General features: G+C 72.7%; 13 protein-coding genes. 5 read left to right on the top strand and 8 right to left on the bottom strand.

The features are described 5' to 3' along the window. Window positions 1-340: 340 nt before the first annotated feature. The gene (locus ACZ5VC_RS27890; RefSeq protein ID WP_469122760.1) at window positions 341-1543 is read left to right on the top strand and encodes an amino acid deaminase/aldolase; all 1203 of its coding nucleotides are present in this window, start codon (window positions 341-343) and stop codon (window positions 1541-1543) included. A 189-nt stretch (window positions 1544-1732) separates the two neighbouring features. On the opposite strand, the gene ACZ5VC_RS27885 is transcribed toward ACZ5VC_RS27890, so the two are convergent. The 5 genes from ACZ5VC_RS27885 to ACZ5VC_RS27865 all read right to left on the bottom strand — a co-directional run bounded on the left by ACZ5VC_RS27885 (window position 1733) and on the right by ACZ5VC_RS27865 (window position 7600). Then, window positions 1733-2668: a DUF2510 domain-containing protein gene (locus ACZ5VC_RS27885; protein ID WP_469122947.1), complete on the bottom strand. Its 936-nt coding sequence runs from the start codon at window positions 2666-2668 to the stop codon at window positions 1733-1735. Between the two features lie 28 nt (window positions 2669-2696). Continuing rightward, on the bottom strand, window positions 2697-3971 hold the full coding sequence (locus tag ACZ5VC_RS27880) for an HAD family hydrolase (RefSeq protein WP_469122759.1): 1275 nt from the start codon (window positions 3969-3971) through the stop codon (window positions 2697-2699). A gap of 80 nt (window positions 3972-4051) precedes the next feature. Further along, window positions 4052-4843: a 3-oxoacyl-ACP reductase gene (locus tag ACZ5VC_RS27875; RefSeq protein WP_469122758.1), complete on the bottom strand. Its 792-nt coding sequence runs from the start codon at window positions 4841-4843 to the stop codon at window positions 4052-4054. Window positions 4844-4847: 4 nt separating this feature from the next. Next, entirely contained in the window at window positions 4848-6227 is a 1380-nt protein-coding gene (locus ACZ5VC_RS27870; protein ID WP_469122757.1) for an aldehyde dehydrogenase family protein, read from the bottom strand. Between the two features lie 8 nt (window positions 6228-6235). Beyond that, window positions 6236-7600, bottom strand: a complete 1365-nt coding sequence (locus ACZ5VC_RS27865) for a glutamine synthetase family protein (protein ID WP_469122756.1) — start codon at window positions 7598-7600, stop codon at window positions 6236-6238. A 90-nt stretch (window positions 7601-7690) separates the two neighbouring features. On the opposite strand from ACZ5VC_RS27865, the gene ACZ5VC_RS27860 reads away from it, so the two are divergent. The 3 genes from ACZ5VC_RS27860 (at window position 7691) to ACZ5VC_RS27850 (ending at window position 10727) form a co-directional block, all read left to right on the top strand. Then, window positions 7691-8419 (top strand): FadR/GntR family transcriptional regulator, encoded by a 729-nt coding sequence (locus ACZ5VC_RS27860; protein ID WP_469122755.1) that lies wholly within the window; start codon window positions 7691-7693, stop codon window positions 8417-8419. A gap of 137 nt (window positions 8420-8556) precedes the next feature. Beyond that, window positions 8557-10011, top strand: a complete 1455-nt coding sequence (gene eat, locus ACZ5VC_RS27855) for an ethanolamine permease (protein WP_469122754.1) — start codon at window positions 8557-8559, stop codon at window positions 10009-10011. A 32-nt stretch (window positions 10012-10043) separates the two neighbouring features. Then, the gene (locus ACZ5VC_RS27850) at window positions 10044-10727 is read left to right on the top strand and encodes a gamma-glutamyl-gamma-aminobutyrate hydrolase family protein (protein ID WP_469122753.1); all 684 of its coding nucleotides are present in this window, start codon (window positions 10044-10046) and stop codon (window positions 10725-10727) included. 173 nt (window positions 10728-10900) lie between these two features. Here ACZ5VC_RS27850 and ACZ5VC_RS27845 read toward each other — a convergent pair whose 3' ends face one another. Next, entirely contained in the window at window positions 10901-11812 is a 912-nt protein-coding gene (locus ACZ5VC_RS27845; protein ID WP_469122752.1) for a LysR family transcriptional regulator, read from the bottom strand. Window positions 11813-11882: 70 nt separating this feature from the next. Between ACZ5VC_RS27845 and ACZ5VC_RS27840 the strand changes: the two genes are divergently transcribed. Beyond that, on the top strand, window positions 11883-13028 hold the full coding sequence (locus tag ACZ5VC_RS27840) for a TDT family transporter (RefSeq protein WP_469122751.1): 1146 nt from the start codon (window positions 11883-11885) through the stop codon (window positions 13026-13028). Here the strand turns inward: ACZ5VC_RS27840 and ACZ5VC_RS27835 are convergent. Further along, window positions 12967-13686 (bottom strand): helical backbone metal receptor, encoded by a 720-nt coding sequence (locus tag ACZ5VC_RS27835; RefSeq protein ID WP_469122750.1) that lies wholly within the window; start codon window positions 13684-13686, stop codon window positions 12967-12969. The two genes, ACZ5VC_RS27840 and ACZ5VC_RS27835, sit on opposite strands and share 62 nt — an antisense overlap. Continuing rightward, window positions 13686-14240 carry a helix-turn-helix domain-containing protein gene (locus ACZ5VC_RS27830; protein WP_469122749.1) on the bottom strand — a complete coding sequence of 185 codons (555 nt, stop codon included), beginning with the start codon at window positions 14238-14240 and terminating at the stop codon, window positions 13686-13688. Before ACZ5VC_RS27830 ends, ACZ5VC_RS27835 begins: the two co-directional genes overlap by 1 nt. Window positions 14241-14513 lie beyond the last annotated feature (273 nt).

Below are 14513 nucleotides of genomic sequence, written 5' to 3'. Positions count from 1 at the left end.
GATGCGGCCCGTGCCGGGCGCCGCCGTGGGCGAACCCCCTCCGCCGGCCCGGCCCTCTCCGGGCGCGCTCGGTCCCCGCGGCGGTGCCGGGGGGAGCTCGCGGGGGGTGCCGGGATTCGTGGGGCGGGGGCGTGGGCGTCTTGCTTCGGTGCTCATCCCGCCCCCCGTCGTCGCCGTTCGTACCGCCTGCCGATCGCCTTCCGGAGCAGGCCCGTTCGATGGCGCGGCCCCGTCACTCTACGGGCTGTTCCCCGTCCCGCTCCAACGAGACCTGGGGCGCGGGGCATCTGACCGGAACATCCCCCTACCCCCGGGTAATCCGGTCTGGCAAGCTCGGCCCATGACTCCCCGTGCCGCCGACAGGGCCCGCTACGACCGGGCCACCGCCCATCTCGACGCGCCGCTCGCCGTGGTCGATCTCGAGGCGTTCGACGCCAATGCCGACGATCTGGTGCGCCGCGCCGGTGGGAAGCCGGTCCGGGTCGCCAGTAAGTCGGTGAGGTGCCGGGCGCTGCTGGAGCGGGTGCTCGCGCGGGAGGGGTTCGCGGGGATCATGTCGTTCACGCTCGACGAGTCGCTGTGGCTCGCGCGGGCCGGGTTCGAGGACGTGCTGCTGGCCTATCCGTCCGCGGACCGCGCCGGCTTCGCCGAGCTCGCGTCGGATGCCAAGCTCGCCGCCGCCGTGACGGTGATGGTCGACGACCCGGCGCAGCTGGAGCTGATCGACACGGCCCGCGCCGGCGGTGGCGAGGAGATCAGGGTGTGTCTGGAGCTGGACACCGCCCTGCGTCTGCTGGGGGGCCGGGTACGGATCGGTGCCCGGCGCTCGCCGCTGCGGGAGCCCGCGGACCTGGCCGAGCTGGCCCGTTCGATCGACCGCCGTCCCGGTTTCCGGCTGGTGGGGCTCATGGCGTACGAGGGGCATGTGGCCGGTGTCGGCGACTCGTTGGCGGGCCGGCCCGTGCGTTCGCGGGCGATCCGGCTGATGCAGGCCGCCGCGCGCCGGGAGCTGGCCGAGCGCAGGGCGGCCGTGGTGCGGGCGGTGCGCGCCGTCGCCCCGGACCTGGAGTTCGTCAACGGCGGCGGCACCGGCAGCGTGCAGCACACGGCCGCCGAGGACGCGGTGACCGAGATCGCCGCAGGCTCCGGGCTCTACGCCCCGAGGCTCTTCGACAACTACACGTCCTTCAGCGCACGCCCGGCCGCGCTCTTCGCCCAGCCGGTCGTGCGCCGGCCGGGCGTCGGCGTGGTGACCGTGCTGGGCGGGGGCTACCCGGCGTCCGGCGCGGCGGGGCCGGACCGGCTGCCGGTGCCGTACCTCCCCGAGGGCCTGCGCTACGACCCGCAGGAGGGCGCCGGAGAGGTGCAGACACCGCTCCTCGGCTCCGCCGCCGACGATCTGCTGATCGGCGACAAGGTGTGGTTCCGGCACGCCAAGGCCGGGGAGATGTGCGAGCGGTTCGACCGGCTGCATCTGATCGAGGGCGACCGGATCACGGCCACCGTGCCGACGTACCGCGGCGAGGGCCGCACCTTCCTCTAGGGCCCCGCTTCCGGATCGGGCAGGGACTGTCCTCCGGATCGGGCAAGAACTGTCGTCCTGGTCGGGGAGAGCCTGGCTCGCGGCCCGTGCGGGGCCTGGCCTCCGGCCCGCGCAAGACCTGGCTTCCGGGTCGGGCCTGGATGTTCGGCCCGGCGGGATCCGAACGGCAGGCCCCGGCTGCTGGCTCCCTCAGGGACCGACGCTGCTGCCGACCCCGCCACCGGTGGAGCTGCCGATGGGGCGGATGCCCTTCAGGATCTCGTCCATCTGCGCGAGCGCGGGCCCGTCCGTCCCCGCGTCGAAGACGAAGCGGAGGATCACGGGCGACTCGCTGCCCAGGGAGGACGGGAAGGCGACGGACTGGACGTAGCCGCCGGGTCCCTTGCCGTTGACGATCCGCCAGCGCACCAGATAGCCCGTGCGGCCGGCGACCACGGTGGGCTTGGAGGCGAGCACGGTGTGGGAGCGGATGCCCCCGCGGATGGTGTTGCCGAGGAAGTCCTCTCCGTAGGCGGTCTTCGCGGCCTGGGCGATGTCCGCCTTGGCGAGAGCCTCGGAGGTGGTCCCGTCCCCGGCGGGGCCGGGGCGCGAGGAGACGGTGCCCCGGCGGCAGTACTTGACGGCGCCGTCGGGGCAGTCATAGGTGCCGACCGTGGTCACCGCCGTCGCGTCCTCGGCGAAGTACTCCGGCTTCTCCCAGCCCGTGAGGATCGGCAGGGTGATGCCGTTGAGCTGGTCCGTGACGCGGGTGGGGTCCTCGGCCGGTGCGGAGGAGGCGGGCGCCGGCGAAGTGGTGTTCTTGTCGTCGGTGGGAGCGCTGGTGGAGGCGGCCGCCCGGGGCGGGTCGTCCTGGTCACCGCCGAGGACGAGGACGCCGGTCACGGCCGCCGCCACGACCACGAGGGCCGCGCCGACGACCGCGACGACGGTGCCGCTCGTAAGGGTCCGCTGCGGCGGCGACACGGTGGGAGACGTCATGGGAACCGTCACCGGTGACGTGAGCGGCCGGGTGTGCGCCGTCCACGCCGCACCGTCCCACCACCGTTCGACGCCGGGCGTGCCCTGGTCCGCATACCAGCCTGGGGGTCCCCCCAGGCCGCCAGGCGTAGGGGGAGGGGTCGTCATGCTCATTCGATCACCCTAGAGGGCGACTTCAGGAGGCGTACACCGAGTCCCGCTGGTCGGGCACGACGCTCCCGTCGTCGCGCCGCACGGGGCCGGTGGACCCGTCGCCGGCGGTGTAGCCGGAGGTGGCGCAGGGGTAGGGGCTCGTCTTCCGCTTCTTCGGCTCGATGAACATCGGGTTGACGAGCCAGTGGCCGTCCTCGTTGTCGTACGCCCGGCACATCACCTCGTTCTTGTTGCGGTTGAGGACCAGCCGCAGTTCGGTGGCGTCGCGCAGGAAGGAGATGTCGGTGTCGGAGTCGCCGGCCGCGAACACCTGTCGGTGGGCCGGGGGTTGGATCCTCTCGGCGGCCGCGCCCCGCACTCCGAAGATCTCCTGATTGATCCAGCAGCGCTTGCCGTCGATGTACGTGATCATCGAGTCGTCGCCGTCGCGGACGGTGCCGCAGCCCTTGAGGTGGGAGCCGAGGCGGCCGTGTTCCGTGGTGTTGCGGATCCCGAGGGCGTGGGAGGCCTCGATGCCGACACCGGCCGCCCAGACGTCGACGACGGGCTCGGGGGACGCGGACGTGATCCAGACGTCGAAGCCGGCCTGCTGGAGCGTACGGATCAGGTCCCGCTGTTGGTCGTAGTACCGGGCCCAGCCGGTGGCGGTGCCGCTGCCGACGCGCTGCTGGGTCCCCACGGGCGCGGCGAGGTTCTCGGTGCGGGCGGCCGCCGCGAAGGAGGCGACCTGGCGGGTGGTCCAGCCGTGCAGGAGCTGCGCGAGCCAGGCGTACTGGGGTTCCATGCGGCGGTGGTCGAAGCCGGCGAAGGCGGCGGCGCCGGTGGTCGTCGCGCCCCGCGCGTAGACGGAGAGGATCTCGTCGGCGCAGCGGGTGTCGGTGGCGGTGGGGAGGGTGCGTACGCCGGTGGGACAGGCGGCGGCGAGCGCGGTGGCGGCCTCATCGGTGAGGTAGCGGCTGGTGGTGCGCCAGTCGCCGTGGCGGGGTGGTCGTATCGCGCTGTTGCGCAGCAGCCAGAACAGGGTGGCGTCACCGACGTCGTTCTTGATGACGGTGTTGTCCCAGTCGAAGACGGCGACGGGCTTGTTCCCCTTGCGTGCCGTGGAGGTCCGCTCCGCGCAGTGGGTGTCGATGAGCCGCTGGAGCGCGGCCCGGTTGTCGCCGTACCAGCCCTGAGTGATCTTCAGCGTCGGGCAGGGTCGGGGGGTGTGCGCCTGGGCGGGGCGGGCGGCGAGAAGGCCCGTGGCGGCGAGGGCGAGAGCGGCGGTCGCGGCGGACCAGCGGCGCTTGGCGTTCATGAGCACACTCCTGATCTGTGCGCGACAGCCGGGCGTCGTGCGACGCCCGGCTGTCGGGTGGGTGGAAGCGGGGTGAACGGTTAGAGCGGGGTGACGTACGCGCCCGCGATACCGCCGTCGACGAGGAAGTCGGTGGCGTTGATGAACGAGGAGTCGTCGCTCGCGAGGAAGGCGACGGCGGCGGCGATCTCCTCCGCCTCGGCGAACCGGCCGGCCGGGATGTGCACCAGGCGACGGGCGGCACGCTCGGGGTCCTTCGCGAACAGCTCCTGAAGCAGCGGTGTGTTGACCGGCCCCGGGCACAGGGCGTTCACCCGGATGCCCTCGCGGGCGAACTGCACCCCGAGCTCGCGGGACATGGCGAGCACGCCGCCCTTGGAGGCGGTGTAGGAGATCTGGGAGGTGGCGGCGCCCATGATGGCGACGAAGGACGCGGTGTTGATGATGGAGCCCTTGCCCTGGCGCTGCATGTAGGGCAGGGCGGCCTTGCAGCACAGGTAGACGGAGGTCAGGTTGACGTCCTGGACGCGCTTCCAGGCCTCGAGGCCGGTGGTGAGGATGGAGTCGTCGTCGGGCGGAGAGATGCCCGCGTTGTTGAAGGCGATGTCGACGCTGCCGTAGGTGTCGAAGGCGGTCTTGAAGAGCGCCTCGACCTGCTCGGGGTCGGTGACGTCGACGCGTACGAACGTCCCGCCGACCTCCTCGGCGGCGGCCTTGCCCGCGGTCTCGTCGATGTCGCCGCAGACGACGTTGGCGCCCTCGGAGGCGAGGCGGCGCGCGGTGGCCAGGCCGATGCCGCTGCCGGCGCCGGTGATGACGGCGGTACGGCCCGCCAGGCGGCGGCAGATGTTCTCGCTGGTGCTGTCGGTCATGTGCTCAGGCCTCCGTGCTGATGAAGACGTTCTTGGTTTCGGTGAAAGCGGTGAGGGCGTCGGGGCCGAGCTCGCGGCCGAGACCGGACTGCTTGTAGCCGCCGAACGGCGTCCAGTAGCGGACGCTGGAGTGGGAGTTGACGGAGAGGTTGCCGGCGGCGACGGCCCGCGAGACGCGCAGGGCCCGGCCGATGTCGCGGGTCCACAGGGAGCCGGAGAGGCCGTAGTCGGTGGCGTTGGCGAGCCGGACCGCGTCCTCCTCGTCCTCGAAGGGCAGGACGACGGCGACCGGGCCGAAGACCTCTTCGGTGGCGCAGGGCGCGTCCTCGGGCAGCTCGGTGAGGACGGTCGGCGGGAACCAGAAGCCGGGGCCGTCGGGGGCGGTGCCGCGAATGCCCTTGAGGTCGTCGGTGACATAGGACCGTACGCGCTGGAGTTGCGCGGCCGAGATCAGCGGGCCCATCTGGGTCTTCTCGTCCAAGGGGTCGCCGACGACGATCTCCTGGACGGCCGGGGTGAGCAGCTCCATGAAGCGGTCGTACGCGGAGCGCTGGACCAGGATGCGGGTGCGGGCGCAGCAGTCCTGGCCGGAGTTGTCCAGGAAGGACATGGGGGCCGCGGCCGCCGCGGCCTCGATGTCCGAGTCCGCGAAGACGATGTTGGGACTCTTGCCACCGAGTTCCAGGGTCACCCGCTTCACGCGGTCGGCACACTTCGCCATGATCGACTTTCCGACCCGGGTGGAGCCGGTGAAGACGATCTTCGCGACGCCGGGGTGCTCGACGAGCGCGTTGCCCGCGACGTCGCCGGCGCCCGGCAGCACCTGGAACAGATGCTCGGGAAGGCCTGCCTCCAGGGCGAGTTCGGCGAGGCGCAGCGCGGTGAGCGGGGTGGTCTCGGCGGGCTTGAGGATCACCGCGTTGCCCGCCGCGAGGGCCGGGGCCGTGCCCCAGGCGGCGATCGGCATGGGGAAGTTCCACGGCGCGATCACGCCGATCACACCGAGTGGTTCGAGGATCGTGATGTCGAGGCCGCCCGAGACCGGGATCTGGCGGCCGGAGAGCCGCTCCACTCCCCCGGCGGCGAAGTCGAGGAGATCACGGACGTTCCCGGCCTCCCAGCGGGCGTTGCCGATCGTGTGACCGGCTTCGCGGACCTCCAGCTGGGCGAGTTCCTCGATGTGGTCGTCGACGACGGCGGCGAAGCGGCGCAGGAGCCGGGCGCGGTCCGCGGGCGCGGCGGCGCCCCAGCCGCGCTGTGCGGCGCGGGCCCGGGCGACGGCGGCGTCGATGTCGGCCGCGGCCGCCGCGGGGACGGTGGCGATGACTTCCTCGGTCGCCGGGTTCAGGACCTGGTGTGCGGAAGCGGGGTGCTCGTACGACAAGGCGTTCCTCACATGCGTTCGAAGGAGCGGCGCAGCTCCCAGTCGGTCACCGCGGCGTCGAAGGCCTCCAGCTCGACGTGGGCCATGTTGCGGTAGTGGGCGACGACCTCGTCGCCGAAGGCGGCCTTGGCGATGGGGCTGTTCTCCCACAGCTCGGCGGCCTCGCGGAGGGTGGTGGGCACATGCGCGTAGTCGCCGGTGTAGGCGTTTCCGGTGCAGGCGTCCGGGAGTTCCAGCTGGTTCTCGATGCCGTACAGGCCGGCGGCCACGAGCCCGGCGACGGCGAGGTGCGGGTTGACGTCACCGCCGGGGAGGCGGTTCTCGAAGCGCATCGAGCGGCCGTGGCCGACGACCCGGAGCGAGCAGGTGCGGTTGTCGTAGCCCCAGGCGACGGCGGTCGGCGCGAAGGAACCGGGCTGGAAGCGCTTGTACGAGTTGATGTTGGGCGCGTACAGCAGGGAGAAGTCACGGAGGGCGGCGAGCTGCCCGGCGAGGAAGTGACGCATCACGGGCGACATGCCACCCGGGCCGTCTCCGGCCATCACATTGCGCCCGTCGGCGTCCTGGAGGGACAGGTGGATGTGACAGGAATTGCCCTCGCGCTCGTTGTACTTGGCCATGAAGGTGAGCGAGACGCCCTCCTGGGAGGCGATCTCCTTGGCGCCGGTCTTGTAGACGGCGTGCTGGTCACAGGTGACCAGTGCCTCGTCGTACTTGAAGGCGATCTCGTGCTGGCCGGGGTTGCACTCGCCCTTGGCGGACTCGACGGTCAGTCCGGCTGCGGCCATCTCGTTGCGGATGCGGCGCAGCAGCGGTTCGATGCGGCCGGTGCCGAGGACCGAGTAGTCGATGTTGTACTGGTTGGCCGGGGTGAGGTCGCGGTAGTTCGCGTCCCAGGCCTGCTCGTAGGTGTCCTTGAAGACGATGAACTCGAGCTCGGTGCCGACGTGGGCGGTGAAGCCGTGCTCGGCGAGGCGCTCCAGCTGTCGGCGCAGGATCTGCCGGGGCGCCGCGACGACGGGCGAGCCGTCGTTCCAGGCGAGATCGGCGACGAGCAGGGCGGTGCCCTCGTCCCAGGGGACGCGTCGCAGTGTGGAGAGGTCGGGGTGCATGGCAAAGTCGCCGTAGCCGCTGTCCCAGGAGGACATCGCGTAGCCGTCGACGGTGTTGAGCTCCACGTCCACGGCGAGGAGATAGTTGCAGCCCTCGGTGCCGTGCTCCAGTACCTCCTCGAGGAAGAAGGGCGCGGCGAACCGTTTGCCCTGGAGCCGCCCTTGCATATCGGGGAAGGCGAGGACGACTGTGTCGATCTCACCGTTCGCGACGAGGGCGCGCAGCTCCTCGACGGCGAGCGGGGGTTTGCGGTCTGCCACGGGAATACTCCGATTCACGTCATGGTGACGGCCTGCCGGAAGCCATAAGGTATTGCCGAAGACCATTGCTTGGGAAGGGGAAACCACAACGTGGCCAGGACGAGTGAACCGGCGGACCGGCTGACGCCCGTTCTCAGGCCGGTGCGGGCGGGCAACGGCTTCGAGGAGGCGCTGGAGCAGATCCTCCAGATCGTGCGGCTCGGGCTCGTGCCCGGCGGGGAGCGACTGCCCGCCGAGCGGGAGCTGGCGGACCGGATGGGGATCAGCCGGGTCACCCTGCGGGAGGTGCTGAAGGTCCTCCAGGACCAGGGGCTGGTGGAGAGCCGGCGCGGCCGGTACGGCGGAACGTTTGTGCTCCAGCGGGACCGAACCGGCGGCGAGGACGAACTGCGGCGCCGGATCGCCTCGGTGGACGTCGAGGACACCCTGCGCTTCCGTGAGGTGCTGGAGGTCGGCGCGGCCGGGCTCTGCGCGGCCCACGGACTCACCGAGGAGGGCGGGGAGCGGCTGCGCGCGGCGCTCGCCGCGACGCACGACGCGGAGCTCGGCGACTACCGCCGGCTCGACACCCTGCTCCATCTGACGATCGCCGAGCTGTCCGGCTCGGCGACGCTGACGGCCCAGTACGCCGCCGTGCGGGCATCGGTGAACGACCTGCTGGACTGCATCCCCCTGCTCGTACGCAATCTGGAGCACTCCCAGCACCAGCACACCGCTCTCGTGGAGGCGATCCTCGACGGGGACGCGGACGCGGCCCGCGAGGTGATGCGCGAGCACTGCGGCGGCACGGCGGCGCTGCTGCGGGGCTTTCTCACCTGAGACAGTGCCCAAGGGCGGGCGCAGGCCGCGCGGGGGCGGGCGTAACCCGAAAGTAACGCAGAGGTCTTGCGTTCACGGCGGCGCGGCGCAAAGGTATGGTCCCATTCCATTGGGTCCGACGCGGGAGCTCTGCTGCCATGACGCTCGACGAGACCAACGAGAGCCGTACCACGCCGACGGCACCATCGGACGACTATCTGGAACGCCGGGCCCTGCGGCGCGGCAGCGCCGGCTGGCTGCTGCTGACCGGGCTCGGCGTGGCCTATGTCGTCTCCGGCGACTTCTCCGGCTGGAACATCGGCCTGTCCAAGGGCGGCTTCGGCGGGCTCGCCATCGCCACCCTGCTCATGGGCGCGATGTACGCCTGCCTCGTCTTCGCCCTCGCCGAACTCTCCGCGATCCTGCCCACGGCGGGCGGCGGCTACGGCTTCGCCCGCCGCGCGCTCGGCACCTGGGGCGGCTTCCTCACCGGCACGGCGATCCTCATCGAGTACATCCTCGCCCCCGCCGCGATCTCCATCTTCATCGGCGACTACGTCGAATCCCTGGGGCTGTTCGGCCTGGAGTCCGGCTGGCCGGTCTATCTCGCCTGTTTCGTGATCTTCATCGGCATCCATCTGTGGGGCGTCGGCGAGGCGCTGCGCTTCAGCCTGATCGTCACCGCGGTCGCGGTGGCCGCGCTGCTGATCTTCGCGCTCGGCGCGCTCACCGACTTCCAGGTGAGCGGCCTGGACGACATCCCGGTCGACCCGGACGCGACGGGCTCCAGCTCCTGGCTGCCGTTCGGCCTGCTGGGCATCTGGGCCGCCTTCCCGTTCGGCATGTGGTTCTTCCTCGGTGTGGAGGGTGTCCCGCTCGCCGCCGAGGAGGCCAAGGATCCGGTCAAGTCCATGCCGAAGGCGCTCGCCATCTCGATGTCCATCCTGGTCCTGCTCGCCGTCATCACCTTCTTCGCCTCCACGGGCGCGCGGAGCTCGGCCGCCATCCAGGAGGCCGGCAACCCGCTCGTCGTGGCCCTCCAGGGCGAAGGCGACCCGACGGCGCTCAGCCGCTTCGTCAACTACGCGGGCCTGGCCGGCCTGGTGGCCTCGTTCTTCTCGCTCATCTACGCGGGCTCGCGCCAGCTCTTCGCCCTCTCCCGGGCCGGCTATCTGCCCCGGTTCCTGTCCCTGACCAGCCGCCGCAAGTCCCCCTACCTGGGCCTGCTGATCCCGGGCGCGATCGGATTCGCGCTCGCCGCCGGTACGGGCAACGGCGCGCGGATGCTGAACATCGCGGTCTTCGGCGCGACCATCTCGTACGCGCTGATGGCGCTCTCGCACATCGTGCTCCGCCGTCGCGAGCCCGGGCTCGCCCGGCCGTACCGGACGCCCGGCGGCATCGTCACCTCGTCAGTCGCCTTCGTCCTCGCCCTGTCGGCGCTGGTCGCGACCTTCCTGGTCGACAAGGACGCGGCGTTCATGGCGCTCGGCGTCTATGTCGTCGCCCTCGCCTACTTCGCCTTCTACAGTCGCCACCACCTGGTCGCCCGCGCGCCCGAGGAGGAGTTCGCGGCACTGGCCGCGGCCGAGGCCGAACTCGAACGCGACTGATCCCCGCACCCACCCCTGCCGGAGGCCCGACCGTGTCCAAGCCGCTCATCGGTGTGACGACCTATCTGGAGACGTCCGCCCAGTGGGGCGTGTGGGACCTGCCCGCCGCGCTGCTGCCCGCCGCCTACCCCCGGCTCGTCCAGGCCTCGGGCGGTATCGCGGCGATGGTCCCCCCGGACGATCCGGGCCTCGCCGCCGAGGTCGTGGCCCGGCTCGACGGGCTGGTCGTCGCGGGAGGGGCGGATGTGGAGCCCGTCCGGTACGGAGCCGAGCCCGGGCCCCGTACCGGACCGCCGGCCCGGGAGCGGGACGCATGGGAACTCGCCCTGATCCACGCGGCACTGGAGTCCGGCACACCGCTGCTCGGCATCTGCCGGGGCATGCAGCTGCTGAACGTCGCGCTCGGCGGGACGCTCGTGCAGCACCTGGACGGGCACGTCGAGCGGGTGGGCGTCTTCGGGCGGCATCCGGTGAAGCCGGTGCCGGGGACGCGGTACGCGTCGCTGGCACCGGAGGAGACGTCGGTGCCGACGTATCACCACCAGGCGGTGGACCGGCTGGGCGAGGGCCTGACGATCTCCGCGTACGCCGGGGACGGCACGGTGGAGGCGATCGAACTCCCCGAACCGGCATGGGTAGTCGGCGTGCAGTGGCACCCGGAGATGGGCGAGGACCTACGGGTGATGCGGGCACTGGTCCGGGCCGCGGGCGGCTGAGACGATGCGCGGGCACTGGTCCCGGCCGCGGGCGACCGAGGTGATGCGGGCCGGGCCGGGCAGCGCTGAGGTGATGAGGACCGGGCCGCGGGCGACCGAGACGAGGCGGGCACTGGTCCCGGCCGCGGGCGACCGAAGCCCCGGCCTCGGCCCCCGCTCCGGTCACGGCCCGCTCACGTCCGCGTCAGAGCCAGGAGGTCGCGGGCCGGACCCGTGGGGCGGTGGCCCGTCGGCCAGACCGCGCGGAGGTCGCGGCGGAGGCTGACGCCCTCCACCGGGATCTCGACCAGCCGGCGTGAGGCCAGCTCCTCCGCGATGGCGAGCTCGCTGAGGACCGCCGGGCCCGCGCCGCTGACCGCCGCCGCCTTCACCGCCGTCGTGGAGGCCAGTTCGAGCAGCGGCTCGGCGAGGCCTCCGTAAGCCGCGAGCGCCGAGTCGAGGACCTGCCGGGTGCCGGAACCGCGCTCGCGCAGGATCAGGGGGGTCTCGGCGACCTCGGCAGGGGCGACGGGCGCCCGGCGGCGGGCCCACCGGTGGGTCGGGGCGGCGACGACGGTGAGCCGGTCGTGCGCCACGACGACCCCGTCCAGTCCGTCCGGTATGGCCAGGCCCTCCACGAAACCGAGGTCCGCCTCGCCGTCCAGGAGACGCTCGGCGACGGCCGCCGAGTTGCCCGCGAGAAGCGACACCGCGGTGTCGGGGCGGCCCGCGCGCAGCGCGATGAGCCAGCCCGGCAGCAGATACTCGGCGATGGTCATCGAGGCGGCGACCCGCAGCCTGGAGTCACGCCGGTCCCGCAGCGCCTGCGCGCCCGCGTCGAAGGCCTCCGCCGCCTCGACGATCCGCCGGGCCCAGTCGGTGACGAGCGCGCCCGCGTCGGTGAGCCGTGAGCCGCGGGGCGAGCGGTCCACCAGGGCGACGCCGAGCTGCCGTTCCATGGAGCGGATGCGACTGCTCGCGGCGGGCTGGGTGATGCCGACCTCACGCGCCGCCCGGCCGAGGCTGCCGTGCCGCGCGACGGCGAGGAGCAGTTCGAGGGCGCCGAGGTCGGGGACCCGGTGGGACAGGGGTGCGTCGCTGCTCATAAGCCCAGCTTATGACGGCATAGGCCGGTGATCCCTGGTCGGGGTTCCCTCGCGCGCGGAGGCTGGGTTCATGGTCACCCTCGCTCAACCCTGTACGTACCGTCCCGCCGCCCCCCACAAGGTCAAGGCCGCAGCGGTACGTCACCTCGGCCCGAACTGGTACGCCTCCGTCATGGGCACCGCGATCGTCGCCAACGCGGGCGCGGCGCTGCCGGTCGGCGTTCCGGGACTGCGGACGGCGTGCGCAGCGGTCTGGGCGCTCTCCCTGGCGATGCTGACGGCGCTGCTGACGGCCAGGGCCCTTCACTGGAGGCACCACCGGGACCGGGCGCGCGAGCACCTGCTGGACCCGGCCGTCGCGCCGTTCTACGGCTGTCTGTCGATGGCGCTGCTCGCGGTCGGCGGCGGGGCGATGCTGGTGGGCCGGGACTGGATCGGCGGGGAGGCGGCCCTCGCGCTCGATGTCGTGCTGTTCACGGCGGGGACCGCGATCGGCCTGGCCGCCGCCGTCGCCGTGCCGTACCTCATGGTCGTCCACCACAGGATCGAGAGCGCGTCACCGGTGTGGCTGCTCCCGGTCGTCGCGCCGATGGTTTCCGCCGCGCTGGGCCCGCTCCTCGTCGGGCATCTGCCCGCCGGCCAGGCGCGGGAGGCCATGCTGCTCGGCTGCTACGCGATGTTCGGCCTGAGCCTGCTGGCGACGCTGGTGATGCTGCCGCTGGTGTTCGGACGGCTGGTGACCGGCGGTCCGCTGCCGCTCGCGCTCACTCCGACGCTGTTCCTGGTGCTCGGGCCGCTGGGCCAGTCGACGACCGCGGTGAACAAATTCGCCGATGTGGCACCCGGCGTGCTGCCCGCGCCGTACGCCGAGGGGTTCACGGTCTTCGCGGTGATCTACGGGGTGCCGATGATGGGCTTCGCGCTGCTGTGGCTGGCGCTGGCCGCCTCGATGGTGGTCCGTGCCCGGCACCGTGGGATGGGCTTCGCGATGACCTGGTGGGCGTTCACGTTCCCGGTGGGCACGTGTGTGACGGGCGCGGAGGGTCTGGCCGCGCACACCGGCCTCGACGCGCTGCGGTGGCTCGCCGTCGTGCTGTACGCCGCCCTGGTGGCGGCGTGGCTGGTCGCGGGGGCGCGCACCGTACGGGGGCTGGTCAGCGGAGAGCTGCTCGCAGCACCCGGGGCGCCTCGGCCAGGGACGGCCCGTACCAGGTGAGGTGCCGGCCGCTGACCAGGGCCACGGGCATCGGGGCGAACGCCTCGGGCCCGTCGCCGGCGGTGAAGCGGTACGGCTCGTCGGGCAGGACCACCAGGTCGGCGCCGCCCGAGCGCAGCTCGTCCAGCGGGATCCGGGGGTAGCGCTCCGGGTGGCCCGCGTACAGGTGGTGGATTCCCAGGCGGGCCAGCAGATCGCCGGCGAAGGTGTCGCGGCCGAGGACCATCCAGGGCCGCCGCCAGATCGGCACGACAGCGGTGCGGGGCGGCCCGGCCGGGGTGAGCGCGCCCCAGGCCGCTTCGGCCTCGTCGAGCCAGCGCGGCCGGGTGCGTACACCGCAGGCCCGCAGGACCCGGTCCAGCTCGCGGAACGCCTGGTCCAGGGTCCGTACCTCGGTCACCAGGACCTCTGTCCCGGCGGCCCGCAGGACGGCCAGATCGGCGGCGCGGTTCTCCTCCTCGTTGGCGACGACGAGGTCGGGGCGCAGGGCGATGATCGCGTCGGTGTCGGGGTTCTTGGTGCCCTTGATCCGTACGACGTCCAGACCGGACGGGTGGGTGCACCAGTCGGTCGCGCCGACGAGCACGCCGGGGGCGCCGGCCGCGACGGCTTCAGTCAGCGACGGTACGAGGGAGACGACCCGGGGCACGGCCCGCATCAGCGCCCGGTCGTCTCGACGTGGTCGGCGACGGCCACCACCACGAGGCGGGTGCCGGGCTCGGTGGCGCGCCAGCGGTGGCGTACGCCGCCGGAGAGGTAGAGGGTGTCGCCGCGCGCGAGACGGTAGGCGCGGCCCTCGGCCTCGACCTCGGCCGCGCCGTCGGCGACGTACAGCAGCTCGTCATTGGGGTGGAGGTACTCCCGGCCGGCGTCCTGCTCGCCGGTGAACTCCAGGGCGTGCAGCTGGTGATGGCCGCGCACCAGGGCCCGGATGCCGGGTCCGGGCGACAGCTCCGCGTGGTCGCCGGACCGTACGACATCGACCGTGCGGGCGCTGTCGGCGGCGGCCAGGAGCTCTGCGGGCGTGGTCCCGAGGGCGTCGGCGACCCGCTGCAGCGAGCGCGCGCTCGGGCGGGCGCGCTCGTTCTCGACCTGGCTGAGGAAGGGCACGGAGAGGCCGCTGCGCGCGGCGACCGCCGCGAGCGTCATGTCCAGCGCCCTGCGTCTCCTCCGGACGGCCGAGCCCACCCGAAGCGTGTCCTTGTCGTCCATGTCTCCGGCTCCCTCCCTCTCCGTGGTGCCCACCCGCCGCCGGTTCAGTCGTACTGGTCGGTCACGTGCACCCTACGCAGCTTCGGGCCGGGGTTCGCCACAGTTGTCACACCCGCTGCGGGGCTCGGGGGCGCGCGAGGCGGTCGCCGGACGGCGAAGAGGGGCGGGGGGGGGGGGGGGGGGGGGGGGGGGGGGCCTCCCCTCCCCCCCTCCTGGCATCCCCCCCCCCCCAACGGTCCCCCCCCCCACAAACCCCCCCCCCCAAAAAACCCC

Source organism: Streptomyces sp. NPDC033174, assembly GCF_055577795.1.
This window is presented reverse-complemented; position numbering and strand designations above follow the sequence as displayed.

Coding starts and splice junctions, on each gene's coding strand:
- eat (WP_469122754.1), top strand. CDS start 8,557: ATGACGCTCGACGAGACCAACGAGAGCCGTACCACGCCGACGGCACCA.
- ACZ5VC_RS27845 (WP_469122752.1), bottom strand. CDS start 11,812: ATGAGCAGCGACGCACCCCTGTCCCACCGGGTCCCCGACCTCGGCGCC.
- ACZ5VC_RS27840 (WP_469122751.1), top strand. CDS start 11,883: ATGGTCACCCTCGCTCAACCCTGTACGTACCGTCCCGCCGCCCCCCAC.
- ACZ5VC_RS27835 (WP_469122750.1), bottom strand. CDS start 13,686: ATGCGGGCCGTGCCCCGGGTCGTCTCCCTCGTACCGTCGCTGACTGAA.
- ACZ5VC_RS27890 (WP_469122760.1), top strand. CDS start 341: ATGACTCCCCGTGCCGCCGACAGGGCCCGCTACGACCGGGCCACCGCC.
- ACZ5VC_RS27880 (WP_469122759.1), bottom strand. CDS start 3,971: ATGAACGCCAAGCGCCGCTGGTCCGCCGCGACCGCCGCTCTCGCCCTC.
- ACZ5VC_RS27830 (WP_469122749.1), bottom strand. CDS start 14,240: ATGGACGACAAGGACACGCTTCGGGTGGGCTCGGCCGTCCGGAGGAGA.
- ACZ5VC_RS27875 (WP_469122758.1), bottom strand. CDS start 4,843: ATGACCGACAGCACCAGCGAGAACATCTGCCGCCGCCTGGCGGGCCGT.
- ACZ5VC_RS27885 (WP_469122947.1), bottom strand. CDS start 2,668: ATGACGACCCCTCCCCCTACGCCTGGCGGCCTGGGGGGACCCCCAGGC.